Source organism: Mycolicibacterium chlorophenolicum, assembly GCF_001044235.1.
GTDB classification, from domain to species: domain Bacteria; phylum Actinomycetota; class Actinomycetes; order Mycobacteriales; family Mycobacteriaceae; genus Mycobacterium; species Mycobacterium chlorophenolicum.
This window is the reverse complement of record NZ_JYNL01000021.1, coordinates 15,968-30,675: the sequence shown is the minus strand read 5'-3', so window position 1 is coordinate 30,675 and position 14,708 is coordinate 15,968. Positions and strand designations below refer to the sequence as shown.

15 protein-coding genes and 1 pseudogene are annotated in these 14,708 nt (G+C 64.5%); 12 read left to right on the top strand and 4 right to left on the bottom strand.

Translation table 11 applies throughout. From position 1 onward, the window contains the following. Positions 1-498: 498 nt before the first annotated feature. The 10 genes and pseudogenes from MCHLDSM_RS12100 (at position 499) to MCHLDSM_RS12055 (ending at position 9,591) form a co-directional block, all read left to right on the top strand. Positions 499-1,428 (top strand): annotated as a pseudogene (locus tag MCHLDSM_RS12100) (L,D-transpeptidase). 531 nt (positions 1,429-1,959) lie between these two features. Next, positions 1,960-2,187 carry a DUF2933 domain-containing protein gene (locus MCHLDSM_RS12095; RefSeq protein WP_011767907.1) on the top strand — a complete coding sequence of 76 codons (228 nt, stop codon included), beginning with the start codon at positions 1,960-1,962 and terminating at the stop codon, positions 2,185-2,187. Between the two features lie 36 nt (positions 2,188-2,223). After that, positions 2,224-2,985 carry a methyltransferase family protein gene (locus tag MCHLDSM_RS12090; RefSeq protein WP_011767906.1) on the top strand — a complete coding sequence of 254 codons (762 nt, stop codon included), beginning with the start codon at positions 2,224-2,226 and terminating at the stop codon, positions 2,983-2,985. After that, positions 2,982-3,713, top strand: a complete 732-nt coding sequence (locus tag MCHLDSM_RS12085) for an ABC transporter ATP-binding protein (protein ID WP_011767905.1) — start codon at positions 2,982-2,984, stop codon at positions 3,711-3,713. Before MCHLDSM_RS12090 ends, MCHLDSM_RS12085 begins: the two co-directional genes overlap by 4 nt. Then, positions 3,694-5,193, top strand: a complete 1,500-nt coding sequence (locus MCHLDSM_RS12080; protein WP_011767904.1) for an ABC transporter permease — start codon at positions 3,694-3,696, stop codon at positions 5,191-5,193. Before MCHLDSM_RS12085 ends, MCHLDSM_RS12080 begins: the two co-directional genes overlap by 20 nt. Then, complete coding sequence (locus MCHLDSM_RS12075; protein ID WP_011767903.1) at positions 5,193-5,600, top strand: hypothetical protein; 408 nt, start codon at positions 5,193-5,195, stop codon at positions 5,598-5,600. The genes MCHLDSM_RS12080 and MCHLDSM_RS12075 overlap by 1 nt, the downstream gene beginning before the upstream one ends. A gap of 148 nt (positions 5,601-5,748) precedes the next feature. Continuing rightward, complete coding sequence (locus MCHLDSM_RS12070) at positions 5,749-6,276, top strand: pyridoxamine 5'-phosphate oxidase family protein (protein ID WP_011767902.1); 528 nt, start codon at positions 5,749-5,751, stop codon at positions 6,274-6,276. A gap of 227 nt (positions 6,277-6,503) precedes the next feature. Continuing rightward, positions 6,504-6,797: a metal-sensitive transcriptional regulator gene (locus MCHLDSM_RS12065; RefSeq protein ID WP_011767901.1), complete on the top strand. Its 294-nt coding sequence runs from the start codon at positions 6,504-6,506 to the stop codon at positions 6,795-6,797. A gap of 162 nt (positions 6,798-6,959) precedes the next feature. Then, positions 6,960-7,202 carry a heavy-metal-associated domain-containing protein gene (locus tag MCHLDSM_RS12060; protein WP_011767900.1) on the top strand — a complete coding sequence of 81 codons (243 nt, stop codon included), beginning with the start codon at positions 6,960-6,962 and terminating at the stop codon, positions 7,200-7,202. A gap of 40 nt (positions 7,203-7,242) precedes the next feature. Then, positions 7,243-9,591 (top strand): heavy metal translocating P-type ATPase, encoded by a 2,349-nt coding sequence (locus MCHLDSM_RS12055; RefSeq protein ID WP_011767899.1) that lies wholly within the window; start codon positions 7,243-7,245, stop codon positions 9,589-9,591. 81 nt (positions 9,592-9,672) lie between these two features. On the opposite strand, the gene MCHLDSM_RS12050 is transcribed toward MCHLDSM_RS12055, so the two are convergent. The 3 genes from MCHLDSM_RS12050 to MCHLDSM_RS12040 all read right to left on the bottom strand — a co-directional run bounded on the left by MCHLDSM_RS12050 (position 9,673) and on the right by MCHLDSM_RS12040 (position 11,850). Beyond that, entirely contained in the window at positions 9,673-9,927 is a 255-nt protein-coding gene (locus MCHLDSM_RS12050) for an SHOCT domain-containing protein (protein WP_011767898.1), read from the bottom strand. A gap of 142 nt (positions 9,928-10,069) precedes the next feature. Further along, on the bottom strand, positions 10,070-11,626 hold the full coding sequence (locus tag MCHLDSM_RS12045) for a multicopper oxidase family protein (protein ID WP_011767897.1): 1,557 nt from the start codon (positions 11,624-11,626) through the stop codon (positions 10,070-10,072). Then, positions 11,623-11,850 carry a hypothetical protein gene (locus MCHLDSM_RS12040; protein WP_041322078.1) on the bottom strand — a complete coding sequence of 76 codons (228 nt, stop codon included), beginning with the start codon at positions 11,848-11,850 and terminating at the stop codon, positions 11,623-11,625. Before MCHLDSM_RS12040 ends, MCHLDSM_RS12045 begins: the two co-directional genes overlap by 4 nt. Positions 11,851-11,976: 126 nt before the next feature. On the opposite strand from MCHLDSM_RS12040, the gene MCHLDSM_RS12035 reads away from it, so the two are divergent. Together MCHLDSM_RS12035 and MCHLDSM_RS12030 are read left to right on the top strand one after the other, a co-directional pair. Next, positions 11,977-12,717: a response regulator gene (locus MCHLDSM_RS12035; RefSeq protein ID WP_011767895.1), complete on the top strand. Its 741-nt coding sequence runs from the start codon at positions 11,977-11,979 to the stop codon at positions 12,715-12,717. Beyond that, positions 12,714-13,859 carry a sensor histidine kinase gene (locus MCHLDSM_RS12030; protein ID WP_011767894.1) on the top strand — a complete coding sequence of 382 codons (1,146 nt, stop codon included), beginning with the start codon at positions 12,714-12,716 and terminating at the stop codon, positions 13,857-13,859. Before MCHLDSM_RS12035 ends, MCHLDSM_RS12030 begins: the two co-directional genes overlap by 4 nt. A gap of 61 nt (positions 13,860-13,920) precedes the next feature. On the opposite strand, the gene MCHLDSM_RS12025 is transcribed toward MCHLDSM_RS12030, so the two are convergent. After that, the gene (locus MCHLDSM_RS12025; protein WP_011767893.1) at positions 13,921-14,634 is read right to left on the bottom strand and encodes a DUF305 domain-containing protein; all 714 of its coding nucleotides are present in this window, start codon (positions 14,632-14,634) and stop codon (positions 13,921-13,923) included. Positions 14,635-14,708: the final 74 nt, after the last annotated feature.

The following is a 14,708-nucleotide window of genomic DNA, read 5'->3' as shown; positions in this document are numbered from 1 at the left end:
CAGCGGATTCACGCTGCCCACCCACCGCAGCACAGCAAAATCAGTCTGACCGGACCTCAACAGGGTCGATCCACGGATTGAGGCTAAGTCGATCTGTGCGGTGTGCATAGCCTCAGTGGTCTGCTCGGCTGGCGGGACAGCTCATTCATGCGGGCCAGTGCGTCCGATGCCGGATCGGCGTTGACGTCGCTGACGACCGCGACACACAGCAAGGTCGCAACAGCGACCGCACCAGCGAACGGGAGATCCGCCGGATCGGTTCAAGGATCACGACGTCGGATGTCCTTTCGTTGCGCAGGAACCAAGTACGGTCTCGATACGTAGATCACAGTTAGGGTTACGGACGTACGTGGCGGTTGTCCACACGGAGCCACTGCCGCACCGCACGGTAAGCGAAATCGGTCAACCTACTGCCAACGTACGTAGGTAGTAGATCTGAAAGTACTCGTCGTGCTTCTTGGGTTGCACGGCGGAAGAATCTAGGCGAGGAGACCGGTTATGGAGCGGCGGCTAGTGCGCAAGCTGGGACTGATGTTGGCCGCGACTGGCCTCGCCGGCGCACTAATGCTGAGCACCGGCTCCGCCGCGGCGGAGCCGCCCCTTCCCGGACCGCCGGCGCCGATCGATCCGATGGCAATGCCGGGATCCCCGCCAGAACCGTTCGTCCTCTCCCCCGATTCGATCCAGGGTCCGCTAAGTGATCCTTCACGGCCGGCGCCCCCGGCTGGGCTTGTTCGCGCCGCCGACGTTCAATCCCGTCAATGGCGCGATGGTCGGTGTGGCCAAGCCGATCATCATCAACTTTTAACGGCCGATCGCCGACCGCGCGCTGGCCGAGCAAGCCGTTCACATCTCCTCCAACCCGCCCGTGCCCGGGAAGTTCTACACGATGAATGACACCCAGCTTCGGTGGCGGCCCATCGACTTCTGGCCCGCCAACACAACGGTGAACATCGATGCCAGCGGGACCAAGTCGAGCTTCCGGACCGGCGATGCGCTCGTCGCAACCATCGATGACAGCACTCACCAGATGGAGATCATGCGCAACGGCAAGCTGGAGAAGACTTTTCCCGTCTCTCTCGGTAAGAAGGGTTACGAAACCCCGAACGGCACCTACTACGTGTTGGAGAAGTTCGCGTATATCGTCATGGACTCCTCGACGTACGGCGTCCCCATCGATTCGGCTGAAGGCTACAAGCTGAAGGTGCAGACGCAGTTCGCATCGACAACAGCGGCATATTCGTTCACAGCGCGCCCTGGTCAGTCAACGATCAAGGCAAGCGCAATGTCAGCCACGGGTGCCCCAATTTGAGTCCAGCCAACGCTCAATGGTTCTATGACAACTTCGGCAGTGGAGACCCGGTCGTCGTCAAGAACTCCATCGGCACCTACAACCAAAACGACGGCGCCCAAGACTGGCAGATCTAACGAAGGCACTCCCAGTAGGTGGTGCGACAGTCAGCAAGGCGCCTTTTTGCCCCCATCACGTACACCTGACGAAGTTCTCGACGTACCAGTCCACCGGGCCGCGGTTGACTCACTACTGGTCGTGGTTGTGATCAACGCCCGTTTCGTGGTGAAGCGACTCAGGCGAAGGAGCCTCGACAGGCGCCGGTGTCGCTGGCGTGCCGGCTGACTCGACGACCGGCTACGTAGCGGGTGGCGCCGCACGACCGTGATCGTCCGCGTGTCCGATCGTGGTGATCGGGTTTCACACCGCCGGCTCGTGATGACCGTGCCGCAGACCGGATGCGACGCCTACCGCCGATGCCAGCACCGACGCCGACGCCGACGCCGACGCCGACGCCGACGCCGACGAGAACGATCGCGTTGGCCGCCATAGGGCCTCTGGGCGAATCAGACAGGGACTTTCGTCGTACCTATCACCTACGTAGTTCCATGGGCATCGCCAGGGTAGAAGCGCATGCTTGAGGGCGGCCCGAACGGAAGGACCTCGAGATGAAAACACAGTACCTACCCTGGTACGCCTTGGCCTTGGCCGCCGCTTTCGTAACTGCGCTGGCCATCGGTGTTCCGCTGTCGACGTCGGCGCTGCTGCTCTTTGCGCTGGCATGCCCATTGATGATGATGTTCATGATGGGCGGAATGGGCGGCGGGCACGGTAACAACACTAAGCATGACCGGTCCGATACGCCGGAGCACCGCGACTCTGCGGGACGGTCATAAACCTCCACGTCCATCACCGATCAGGAGGTCTTGGCGATGGCAGATGCAGCCTACGGATTATGGCCGCTGGTGATCGTGAACACGTTGTTGTTCATGGCTTTTGGGCTGAGCTTCTTTCGTCCGAGAACGCATCGAGATTGGCGGGCGATGGGCGGCTACACCGCGTTCTTGGTGGCGTTGTTCACCGAGATGTACGGCGTCCCGTTGACCGTGTACCTGCTCGGCGGCTGGCTGGGATCGCGCTTCCCGCTCCTACGTGACACCCACGCCGGCGGGCACCTGTGGAACGACCTCATCGGCTGGACCGGCGACCCGCACCTGAGCCCCTTTCATCTGGCCAGCTACGCGGCGATCGGTGGCGGTTTCTGGCTGATCGCGGTCGCCTGGCGACACTTGCATGCGGCCGCCCAAGCCGATCGACTCGCCACAACCGGCCCGTATGCCTGGGTACGTCACCCGCAATACGACGGCTTCCTACTAGTCATGCTCGGCTTCTTGCTGCAGTGGCCGACGATTCCCACACTGATGATGTTCCCAGTGCTGGTTTACGTCTACGCGCGGCTGGCGCGCAGCGAAGAACGCGACGCGGCGGACCAATTCGGCCCCGCATGGAACGCGTACGCGGCACGCACTCCGGCATTCGTGCCGCACTTGCGATCTCGTCCCCAAACCGTGCCGGAAACCGCTCACTCCGGTGACAGCCGCACCGCCTGGCATCGCCCGACACCGCCGCCCCTGCCCACCGGCGCCTCGCCACCGCCCAGCACCGACGGCTCCCACGGAGGAGGTCGGTCATGAATCACACCACTGGGACCGACGCCATAACGAAGCTGCCGGTGGTCGAGGCCGCCGCCGCGGTGTTAACGGCCGGCGGTATCGAGAAGTCGTTTCGCCGCGGCACCTGGCCGATCTCGCACCACCGGCAGGTGCTGCGCGGCGTCGATCTGACGCTGCAGCCTGGCGAAGTGGTCGGTCTTGTTGGGGAGAACGGCTCAGGCAAGTCAACAATCATGAAGATCTTGGTTGGCGAGCTTGCCCCAGACGCGGGCACGGTGGTCCGCTCCGGCGTGCTGGGCTATTGCCCGCAGCAGCCGGTGGTGTATGAACGCCTGACCTGTGATGAGCACATTGAGCTGTTCGCGCGCGCCTACCGTATGACGCATGAGGGCGAACGGCGCGCGCGCCGAGATCTTTACGAGGCGTTGGGATTTGAACGATACGCCGGCACACGGGCGGATCGGTTGTCGGGCGGCACGCTGGCCAAGCTCAACCTGACATTGGCGATGCTGGCCGACCCGCAAGTGCTGCTGCTGGATGAGCCCTATGCCGGCTTCGATTGGGACACCTATCTGAAGTTCTGGGATCTGGTGGCCCGTCGTCGCGACGACGGACGGTCGGTGCTGATCATTAGCCACTTCGTCGCTGACGAGCACCGCTTCGATCGCATCGTCAAGCTGTGTGACGGGCGGCTATGCGAGGGACAGTACGGAGGGCAGGGGGTCCCCAGTGACGACCGCAGCCCATGAGCAGTGGCGGCCGACGCTGCTGCTGACCCGCAGCTTCATCGCCGACTATGTTCGCAACCCGGTGAACCTGATCATGCTGGTCCTGGTGCCGCTCGTGTTCGTGCTGGTCGCGGCCGGTTCGATCGCCGACGCGATGGAACTGTTACGGGGACGACCCGGCATCGCAACCCAAACGGCGACCGCCGGCTGGGCAGCTGGCTTCCTGTCGGGGCTCGCAATGTACTTCCAGATCCGCTCGGCGCGACGCGCGGACAAGCGGTTGCAACTGGTCGGCTTACCAGCGGCGCGGTTGCTCGCTGCCCGGGCCGGCACCGGTCTGCTCATGGCGGGACTCGTCTCGGGAGTGGCGCTCGCCGCGTTGGCCGTGCGTGTCGGTATCGACCATCCGGTCCGGGTGATCGTCGGTACGCTGATGTTCTCGGTCATCTACCTGGCGATCGGTGCGCTAGTAGGGATAGCGGTTGCCAATCCGGTCAACGGTGCGGTGATCATCTTGTTGATCTGGATGATCGACGTGTTCGTCGGGCCTGCCGGCAGCGGCGGCGATTACGTGTTCACTCGCTGGTTTCCCACTCACTTCGTCACGTTGTGGATGGTCGACACGCCCTCGCACCACGCTGGACGGCTCGGCGATCTCGGCCTCGCCTCGGTTTGGATGCTCGGCGCTCTTGCTGTGGCCGGCGCGTTGGTGGCGGCGGGTTCTCGCACCGCGCGACGGCGTCAGCGCACGGCCGGCCAGTTACCGACTGCGCTGAGGTTCGGTCTGGTCGATCTGCGGCGAAACGGCGTGCTGCTGGTGCTGCTAGTTATTGTGCCGGCGGCGTTCGTGCTGCTGGCGAAGGTGACCACGCCGGGGCGATCTCTAATGGTGTCGGTCACCGAGAACGGCGCCGTTTCAAACCAGTCGTTCTGGTTTCCCGAGGTACACGCCGGAGCGATGGCCCCGATCGGCATCGGTGCGCTGGCTGCACTGGTTGGGATGTTCGTAGTGGTCGATGCTGCCGGCGGGGACCGACGCCTGCGGCTGGCCGGCTACCGCACTGGCGTGGTGCTGGCTGCCCGATTGGGCGTGGTCGCCGTAGCCGCCATCGTCATCACGGCGGCCACCATGGGGGTTACCGCGACCGTCTTCGACGCCAGGCAGTGGCCGGGCTACATTGCCGCCAACCTGCTGATCGCCGCCATCTACGCCCTGATCGGTGTAGTCATCGGGCCACTGCTGGGCAAGGTCGCGGGGGTGTTCGTCGCATTCTTGATCCCTTTTCTCGATCTGGGAATCATCCAAAGTCCGATGCTCCGCCCTATACCTCAGGAGTGGGCCCAGTTTCTTCCCGGGTACGGCGTGACCAGGTTGCTATTCGATACCAGTCTCACCTCACGTTTCGACGAAACCTGGCCATTACTAACTGGGTTCGTCTGGCTGGGTGGGCTATTGATCGTGGCCTCAGTGGTCCTCACCCGCGGCGGGAAGTCGACCTGATGATCGCCGCCGCATGGCTGTTCGGCGTCGGTGGCGCGATCCTCGTCGGGATTGGCGGGTTCTTTCTGTTGGCCCGGCCTGCACTGCTGCCCGAGGACTTGCGCTATCTACGCCGCACCGCGGGCGAGATCGATGCTGCCGTACCGAGCCTGCGTGAGTGGCTGCGTCTGGTGTTCATCGTCCTCGGCGGATACGCAGTGGCTACCAGGACACTCACCATCTACCTGGCAGCCACCGACATTCGTAATGCCGAGTCGTCGGCAGTGGCGGTACTGGCGGTCGCCGGCGCATCGTCGAGTGGGGTCATGGCGTTGGTAAATTTCGCGCTGCACTCGACATTTCGGTGGCTGCTTTCCGCTGCGGCGGCACTCTGGATCGTGGCGACGCTGGTGGCGGTGGTGTCGTGACCTTCCGGGAGTGGGCCTGGCAGGTGCCTCGTCCCTGTAAGCACCCCGGCGTCCACGCCACGGGCTCTTTCCAACAAGTCCCGGAACACATGGGTCGGCGGGTGCACATGAATACCGCGCTTCGTCGGTCACCGAGTCGCCGGGCGTCATGGTGAAGGATCACCCTGTCACGTTCGAGCTGGTTCTCGGCCATCTACGGAAGCGAACGTTTGCGGTACTTTCGACGACTGACGAAGAGGGCAAACCGTGCTCAGCGGGAGTCAACTACCGCGTGTCTGAGCTCGGCGGTGCCATCTCCATCTTCGTTATGACCCGCCGGCACCTGAAGAAGGCGCGCAATGTCGTGCGGCATCCGCGGGTCTCGCTCGTGGTTCCGCTGCCGAGGCGGCTCCTGTGGTTCCTCCCACCAGCAACCCTCCAGTTGAGCGGACACGCGAAGATCCTCGACTGGACTGACGACGAAGGGCGGGATGCCTTCCGCCAGTTCTGGATAGGCCGCCGAATCCTCAAGGCTTACGAAGAGTCTTACCGCCGCGGCGAAACGCGAATCTGCTTCTTGAAGATCACACCAGATCCTGCGATCAACACCTACATGGTCGGCTCCAACATCTGGCAGCTCAGGAATCACATGGAATCAGGTGCGGCCAAAGTAATCGACCCGCGCGGGAACCCATGAGCAACGGGGCGGGTCGGCTTGATGATCATGCGGCGGGCTGATGCGCCGCACGCGGGAGGGCCAGTCGGCGCGCTGAATTGCACACCCTCGACGCCCACGCGGGCGGGCCCGGTTATGCAGCTGAGGTATCCGTCGCACTTCTGGTGACGTTGGCCCCTTGACAGATTGATACCCCATAGGGGTATATTGCTTCTTATACCCCTATGGGGTATTAGGGAGGAGGAGTCATGGATACGGCGACACCCGGGTATACAGCCTCGAAGGACGCACATCTCAAGCGACTGCGCAGAATCGAGGGGCAGGTCCGCGGCCTTGCGCGCATGGTCGACGAGGACGCCTACTGCATTGACGTGCTCACCCAGATATCGGCGGCAACCAAAGCGTTGGAGTCGGTGGCGTTGTCGCTTCTAGACGAACATCTGTCCCACTGCGTCCGTGACGCAATCCACCAGGGCGGCGACATGGCCGAGCAGAAGATCAATGAAGCCTCGGCAGCAATCGCGCGGCTCGTCCGCTCCTGAGCACACATCCGAAACCGCCCATCCCGCAAGCGAAAGTGGACAGAAATGACCCGACAGCTCATCGTCACCCTGCCCCTGGTCCCGTCCACCTCCTCGGGCTGCAGTTGCTGCGCACCGAGGTCCTCGGACACACGCCCACCAGCAACGCTCGAGGAGAACGCCATGAGCACCACCACAACCACCAAGTCCTACTCCGTGACCGGCATGACCTGCAGCCACTGCGTCGCCGCGGTGAGCGCAGAACTCGGTGCACTCGCCGGTGTCACCGACGTTCATGTCGATCTGGTTGCCGGCGGCATATCCACAGTGACGGTTTCCAGCGACACACCACTGACCACAGCGCAGATCACCTCCGCACTCGATGAGGCCGGCGACTACCGCCTATCCAACGATCAACCTCGCTAGCGCTTCGACCCTGCGCCGTACCCGAACCAAAGGACAGAGCATGAGCCTGCCGAATCACGTCGTCGGTGTCGATCAACCCCACAGCATCGAGTTGTCGATCGGCGGGATGACCTGTGCATCGTGTGCAGCCCGGATCGAAAAGAAACTGAACAAGATCGATGGGGTCGAGGCCAGCGTCAACTACGCGACCGAAAAGGCCAAGGTGGACTACCCCAACTCCGTCGATCCGGCAGTGTTGATCGCCGCGGTGGAAGCGACCGGCTACACCGCAACCGCCCCCGCGGCGCCGAACGACGCGGCCCCGACCGATTCCGGCCGGGACGCGGGCGAAGCCGACTCCTTGCGGAGCCGATTGCTGATCTCCCTGGTGCTGACGGTGCCCGTGATCGCGATGTCGATGATCCCCGCGCTGCAATTCACCAACTGGCAATGGCTCGCGCTGACCTTGGCCTCTCCCGTCGTGGTGTGGGGCGCCCTGCCGTTTCATCGCGCAGCCTGGGCCAACGCCCGTCACCGCGCCGCCACGATGGACACCCTGATCTCACTGGGCGTCAGCGCCGCGTACCTGTGGTCACTGTGGGCGCTGTTCATCGGACACGCCGGCATGCCGGGGATGAGGATGGCCTTCAGTCTGCTACCCGACGCGGGTTCCGAGACCGAGCACATCTACCTCGAAGTCGCCGCCGCGGTGACGGTGTTCATTCTGGCCGGCCGCTACTTCGAGGCGCGCGCCAAGACACGATCCGGTGCCGCGCTGCGGGCCCTGCTCGACATGGGCGCCAAAGACGTCGCCGTCGTGCGCAACGGTACCGAAATCCGCATTCCAACAGCAGAACTTAGCGTCGGAGACGTGTTCGTGGTGCGACCGGGTGAGAAGATCGCCACCGACGGGGTGGTGACCGACGGCGCATCAGCGGTCGACGCATCGATGCTCACCGGGGAATCCGTGCCCGTCGAGGTCCGTCCCGGCGACCACGTCACCGGTGCCACCGTCAACGCCGGTGGGCGACTGCTCGTCCGCGCCACCCGAATCGGCGCCGACACCCAACTCGCGCAGATGGCGCGCCTGGTCGAAGACGCCCAGAACGGCAAGGCATCGGTACAGCGCCTGGCCGACCGGGTCTCGGCGGTCTTCGTGCCCATCGTCCTGGCGCTGTCGGTGGCAACGCTGGCTGTCTGGCTGCTCACCGGCCATTCGGCGACAGTCGCGTTCACCGCGGCGGTCGCCGTCCTGATCATCGCCTGCCCGTGCGCGCTCGGTCTGGCCACCCCCACGGCCCTCATGGTCGGCACCGGCCGCGGCGCCCAACTGGGCATCCTGATCAAAGGGCCGCAGGTGCTCGAGTCCACCCGCCGGGTCGACACCATCGTGCTCGACAAGACCGGAACCGTCACCACCGGCCGCATGAGTCTCGTGGGGGTGTACCCGGGCGCAGGCCAGAACTCCGACGAGCTCCTCGAGTTCGCGGGAGCCTTGGAGAGCGCGTCTCAACACCCCATCGCCGAGGCGATCGCCGCTTCGGCCTCCGCCGGCGGCGCGTTGCCAGCGGTCGAAGACTTCTCCAACCACAACGGCTACGGCGTCAGCGGCGTCGTCGCCGGCCATGCGGTCCTGGTTGGACGGCTCAGCTGGCTTAATGACGACTGGTCGCTGACAGCCCCCGACGACCTCGCCTCCGCCGCCGAACACGCTGAGTCCCAGGGCCACACCCCAGTGTGGGTGGCGTGGGACGGGGCGGTGCGCGGCGTGATCGTCGTGGCCGACACGGTGAAGCGCACCTCCGCGGACGCCATCGGCCAATTCCGCAAGCTCGGCCTACGTCCGTTTCTGCTGACCGGCGACAATCGGCGCGCCGCCCTCGCAGTCGCCGCAGAGGTCGGTATCGACGCCGACGACGTGATCGCCGAGGTCCTCCCTGCCGGCAAAGTCGACACCATCAAAAGCCTGCAAGCGCAGGGGCGAACCGTCGCCATGGTCGGCGACGGCGTCAACGATGCCGCCGCACTGGTACAGGCCGATCTGGGCCTGGCGATGGGCACCGGATCCGACGTCGCCATCGAGGCATCCGACCTGACACTGGTACGTGGTGATCTGCGCGCAGCCGCCGACGCCATTCGATTGGCCCGGTCAACCCTGCGGACCATCAAGGGAAACCTGTTCTGGGCCTTCGCCTACAACGTCGCCGCACTTCCCTTAGCGGCGCTGGGCCTACTCAATCCGCTGATCGCCGGCGCCGCAATGGCCTTCAGCTCGGTCTTCGTGGTCAGCAACAGCCTGCGGCTTCGCCGGTTCACCAGCAGCGCATCCCCTGGGCAGACGGAAGACGTCCACGTTGCGACAGTGCCGCCAGGGGGCGACGAGTACCGCAGGGCCCACACCGCACCATAACCCCAGGCTGGGCACCTCACGCTCAGCAAATACGCCCGCGGCGCGGGACTCCCCCGCCGCGGGCTTGGGTGCTGGCGTCAGTTATCGGCGGACAGCCTCGCGCAGAATCGCCAATCGTTCGCGGTACTGCGTTTCGTCGATCTCGCCACTGGCGAATCTCGCCGCTAGCAGTTGTTCGGCTGTGGGCGCGTCACCGCGTGGCGCTTGTGAGCTGCCCGTCGTGTATCTGATCAGAGCGACGATACCGACGATGATCAAGCCCCAGAACAGCACCATCCCGACGCCCATCCCCGCGTATCCCCACCAACCCATGTCGTGGTCGTACCAAAACATCATGACCGTTCCTCCTCTTGATGTATCCGTGGCCGATCGGCCACAGTCTTACGGTTTGCGTCTCGTCCCGACAGAGTCAAGAGCACTGCGCTTCAAGGTCTTTGGGCCTCATTGCCGCTGACCGTGCGAAGGGCGCGGCACCGGGCTAGGGCGAGTAGTTCAGGCTCGTCATCATGCCGGCTTCCTGGTGATAGGTGTTGTGGCAGTGCATCATCCAGACGCCCGGGTTGTCGGCGGCGAGCGCCACCGTCAGCTCCTGCATCGGCAGAACGATGACGGTGTCCTTGCGTGGGCCCGGAGTCCCGTCCGGCTTGATCACTTGAAAGGTGTGGCCGTGCAGGTGCATGGGATGCCACATCATGGTGGTATTGGCGAAGGTCAACGTCGCCTTCTGGCCTTGCCTCACAGTCAGTGGGACGGTGTCTTCGAACGGTCTGCCGTTGATCGTCCAGTCGTAGGACGCCATGGAACCGGAAAGCCGGGCCGACAGAGCGACATCGGCCCTGCTGACATCCAATACCGCCTCGGGCGCGGCGGTGAACACGCCGACGGTGCCGACCCGGCGCTGCAGTTCGGGTGGCATGAACGTCGGATCGGGTGCGGCACCGGCACCGGTCGACAGTATGGCTCGCGCGAGCGCGTTCTTCCCTTCGGCCGAAGCGACAAAGGAGAACACGCCGTCACCGGTGGTGATGAGCACGTCATAGCGCTCACCCATGCCGATCAGAAGCGCGTCCACCTCGGTCGGCACCACAGGGAAGCCGTCGGTGTGGGTGACGGTCATCCGATGCCCGGCCAACGCGACCCGAAAAGCGGTATCGGACGCGGCGTTGATGATCCGCATCCTTATCCGCTGCCCAGGGCGAGCGGTGAGAGTGGTCGGTGCCGCCGGAATACGACCGTTCGCCAGGTAGAAGGGGTAGCTGACGTCACCCGCGTCGCCCCCGAGAAGCGGGCTCGCGCCCACGCCGCCGACACCGGGAACCCCTGGCATTCCAGGTGTTCCGCTCATGCCGGGCATGCCGGGCATGCCGGGCATGCCTGGCATGCCACCCGAGTGGCCGCCGACTCCCGAGATGGGACGCAGCCCCTCGTAGAGCTGCTGCGGACTGGAGCCGATGCCGTCGGTCCAGTCATCGAGCACCACGATCCACTCGGCGTCGTAGCCTCCCGGTTCGGCCGGATCGTCGATGATGACCGGCGCGTAGAGTCCGTAGTCGGCGTCGAGGCCGGTGTGCGGATGCGCCCAGTAGGTACCGGGATGAGGCGCAGAAAACCGGTAAGTGAAGTTCGAGGACGGGTCGATGTTCGGGGTCGCCGGCGTTGCCCCATCCATATCGTTGCGCAGCGCGATGCCATGCCAGTGCAGCGAAGACGGGTGGTTCAGACCGTTGGTGACGCTAATCGCCAGTTCGTCGCCGACGTTGGCGCGGATCAACGGTCCGGGAACAATGTTGTTGTACGCCAGTGTGCGGGCGACGGGTCCGCCCAGATCGATGTCCGCCGGCCCAGGTGTCAACGCCGCAGTGACAGTGCGCCCGGTGTGGGGCCGCGCGGCTTCGGCGGCGCCGATCGGATCCGTAGCCGGGTTGACACTTGTGGGCTTTCCGCACGCAGCCATGGCGGCGGTACTGGCAGCGAGGGTGGCCGCGAGAAACGTGCGTCGTGTCAATATCGTCGTGCCGACGCTCTGACCGTTCATGGTCGTTGCGGGGGGTTCGTCGTCGCGACGCAATCGGCGGCGGTGAGGCCGGGCAACGGAGCGTCGCGCTGGATTTCAATGTCCTGGCGGCGCTGCGGTGTCTTCCCCCCGAGCAGTGCCGCCAGCGCGGCGATCACGGCTCCCCAGAACGCAACCAGCATCATCATTGCCAGCAGGCAGCCAGCCCACCCCCACAGAGCGCCGGCTTCGTTCCACCACGTCATCGGGGTCACCTCCTTCGCGTTCCACACTCGTGCGGTCGAGTAGCGAATCGACGATGGTTTTATGAAGATTCGCTCAAGACCTGGGTCGCGGGTTCCTGAATCCCTTCGGGGCGGCACGATGAGGACATGGACAAGCCTGCGGCCACCCCTTCTGCGGGTTATCGAGCGTTGGTGGTCGACGACGAGGTACCGCTGGCCGAAGTCGTGGCGAGCTACCTCCGACGCGAGCAGTTTGACGTCAGCCTCGCCCACAGCGGAGCGGACGCCTTGGCGCAGGCCCGTGAGATCGACCCGGACGTGGTCATCTTGGACCTCGCGTTGCCGGGCATCGACGGCGTGGAGGTATGCCGCCAACTTCGCACGTTCTCCGATGCCTACGTGGTGATGCTGACCGCACGCGATACCGAAATGGACACCATCGTGGGCCTGTCGGTCGGTGCCGACGACTATGTCACCAAACCTTTCAGTCCCCGCGAACTGGTCGCGCGGATCCGCGCCATGTTGCGCCGGCCTCGCACCGTCGCAACGCCGACCAGTGCTGCGACCGCGGCCGACGAACCCCCGCCGCGGGCCTTCGGGCCGTTGTCCATCGACGTTGCGGGCCGACAGGTATTCATCGACGACGAACCAGTTCTGCTCACCCGCACCGAGTTCGACATCTTGGCCGCGTTATCGTCGCGACCGGCCGTGGTCTTCAGCCGCCGCCAACTCCTCGAGGCCGTCTGGGGAGACTCCTGGGGCGGAAACAAACATCTAGTCGACGTCCACATCGGACATCTGCGCCGCAAATTGTCGGATGACCCCGCCGGTCCCCGCTACGTGATCACCGTCCGCGGAGTCGGATACCGAATGGGAAGCGGCCAATGAGGACAGACACGAGCATTCAACCCAGGTCGCGGCGCAGTCCTGGAGTCGGGGCGCGACTCCTGCTGGCGCAAGCCTTGGTGCTCCTCGCCGGCGGCGCAACCACCGGGGTCGTCGCCGTCATCGTCGGTCCACCGCTGTTCCGAGAACACCTGAACCGCGCCGGACTTCCTCACTCATCCAATGAACAGTTCCACGCCGAGGAGGCCTACCGGTACGCCACCGCAATCTCCATCGCGGTGGCGATCGGCGTAGCCGCATTGACCGCCCTGTTTGTGACCTGGTACTTCAGCCGTCGCCTGCAGCACTCCATCGCCGAGGTCGCATCGGCCGCCACTGCAGTCGCCGACGGCCGCTATGACATCCGTGTGTCGCCGCTGCGCTTGGGGGAGGATTTCGCGAACCTGTCCCGCGCGTTCAATCGGATGTCCGAACGGCTCGAATCGGTCGAGACCACCCGGCGCCAACTCTTCGGTGACCTCGCCCACGAGATTAGGACACCCGTCTCGGTACTCAAGGCCTACATCGAGGCCGTCGAGGACGGAGTGAAAACCCTTGACCCCGAGACGGTTGCCGTGCTCAACGATCAAGCCAGCCGGCTGGTGCGCTTCTCCGATGACTTCGCCGCGCTCGCTCAAGCCGAGGAAGGTCCCGGCGCGGTCACACCGCAGTGGATCGACCCCCAGGCCGCGATCGTCACCACCGTGTCTGCCGCAGCCGACCGATACGCCCAGAAGGATGTCGCGCTGACCTTCGATGCCGCGAACCCGCTGCCCGAGGTGTGGGTAGACCCTCTGCGCCTCGCACAGGTGATCGGGAACCTTCTCGACAACGCTCTGCGCCACACCCCCGCGCGAGGCCGCGTCGAGGTCGACGCGGCGGCAAAGCCCGGCGAAGTGATCATCACCGTGCGCGACAATGGTGATGGCATCGCTGCCGAGCACCTCCCGCACGTGTTCGAACGCTTCTACCGCGCCGATGTGGCCCGCGATCGAAGCCACGGCGGCGCGGGGATCGGGTTGGCCATCGCCAAAGCACTCACCGAAGCCCACAGCGGCCGCATCACTGCGGCCAGCCGCGGACCAGGCCTGGGCAGCACCTTCACCATCGAGCTACCCGCACGCACGGACCGCCATGACCACTAATCGAACTCGACAACGCTGTCATGAAACATGACTCGCGCGACACGCAGCCATGCCCTGACTTCTACAACGAGGCCAGGATCTTGTTCATGGTGTCGATCTCCTGCTGCTGGCTGGTGACGATCGAGCGTGCCAACGCGACCGTATCGGGGAACTGGCCGTCCTTGATCTCATTCTGCGCCATAGTAATTGCACCCTCGTGATGCTTGACCATCTGCGTCAGGTACAACTTGGAGGCTTCCACCCCCTGGGCGTTTTGCAATGCGGCCATGTCCTCCTCGGACATCATGCCCTCCATCCCCGGCATATCACCCATACCGGGCATGCCCGGCATTCCAGGCATCATCGATTGAGTCGGCGTACCGGATTCGCTGGGCGCGGCACTGGCGCTGGGCATCCCACTGTGACCGGGCATGCCGTCCATCCCGGGCATCATCGGCATCGTGGACATGCCCCACTGCGTGAGCCAGGCCTGCATCTGTTCGATCTCGGGCCCCTGAGCAGCTTTGATCTGCTTGGCCAGGTCCACCACTCGCGGGTCGATTCCCTGCTTACCCAGCAGCATGTCGCTCATCTCGATGGCCTGTTGGTGATGCGGGATCATGTGCTGGGTGAACATGGCATCAGCCTGATTGTGGGCTTCGGTGGCCGATGTCGACGAGGGCGCCGACACCGACGACGACGAATCTCCCTGCGTAGTGCTGGTATCACTACATGCACCAACGGTGACCAGCGCCGCCAAGGTGGCCGCACCGACGGCCAGCGTCTTCCTCTTCATCACAACAAGTCCCTTCCTGGGTCTCACGGTCGATGCGGCTGCAGCGCGCCCAGTTGACGCGCGGGTATCCCGAC

What these genes read in the sequence shown, in the direction of transcription:
- MCHLDSM_RS12065 (WP_011767901.1), top strand. Translation starts at nt 6,504, where the DNA reads ATGGATACGGCGACACCCGGGTATACAGCCTCGAAGGACGCACATCTC.
- MCHLDSM_RS12075 (WP_011767903.1), top strand. Translation starts at nt 5,193, where the DNA reads ATGATCGCCGCCGCATGGCTGTTCGGCGTCGGTGGCGCGATCCTCGTC.
- MCHLDSM_RS12025 (WP_011767893.1), bottom strand. Translation starts at nt 14,634, where the DNA reads ATGAAGAGGAAGACGCTGGCCGTCGGTGCGGCCACCTTGGCGGCGCTG.
- MCHLDSM_RS12060 (WP_011767900.1), top strand. Translation starts at nt 6,960, where the DNA reads ATGAGCACCACCACAACCACCAAGTCCTACTCCGTGACCGGCATGACC.
- MCHLDSM_RS12070 (WP_011767902.1), top strand. Translation starts at nt 5,749, where the DNA reads ATGGTGAAGGATCACCCTGTCACGTTCGAGCTGGTTCTCGGCCATCTA.
- MCHLDSM_RS12050 (WP_011767898.1), bottom strand. Translation starts at nt 9,927, where the DNA reads ATGATGTTTTGGTACGACCACGACATGGGTTGGTGGGGATACGCGGGG.
- MCHLDSM_RS12085 (WP_011767905.1), top strand. Translation starts at nt 2,982, where the DNA reads ATGAATCACACCACTGGGACCGACGCCATAACGAAGCTGCCGGTGGTC.
- MCHLDSM_RS12045 (WP_011767897.1), bottom strand. Translation starts at nt 11,626, where the DNA reads ATGAACGGTCAGAGCGTCGGCACGACGATATTGACACGACGCACGTTT.
- MCHLDSM_RS12095 (WP_011767907.1), top strand. Translation starts at nt 1,960, where the DNA reads ATGAAAACACAGTACCTACCCTGGTACGCCTTGGCCTTGGCCGCCGCT.
- MCHLDSM_RS12040 (WP_041322078.1), bottom strand. Translation starts at nt 11,850, where the DNA reads ATGACGTGGTGGAACGAAGCCGGCGCTCTGTGGGGGTGGGCTGGCTGC.
- MCHLDSM_RS12090 (WP_011767906.1), top strand. Translation starts at nt 2,224, where the DNA reads ATGGCAGATGCAGCCTACGGATTATGGCCGCTGGTGATCGTGAACACG.
- MCHLDSM_RS12030 (WP_011767894.1), top strand. Translation starts at nt 12,714, where the DNA reads ATGAGGACAGACACGAGCATTCAACCCAGGTCGCGGCGCAGTCCTGGA.
- MCHLDSM_RS12035 (WP_011767895.1), top strand. Translation starts at nt 11,977, where the DNA reads ATGGACAAGCCTGCGGCCACCCCTTCTGCGGGTTATCGAGCGTTGGTG.
- MCHLDSM_RS12055 (WP_011767899.1), top strand. Translation starts at nt 7,243, where the DNA reads ATGAGCCTGCCGAATCACGTCGTCGGTGTCGATCAACCCCACAGCATC.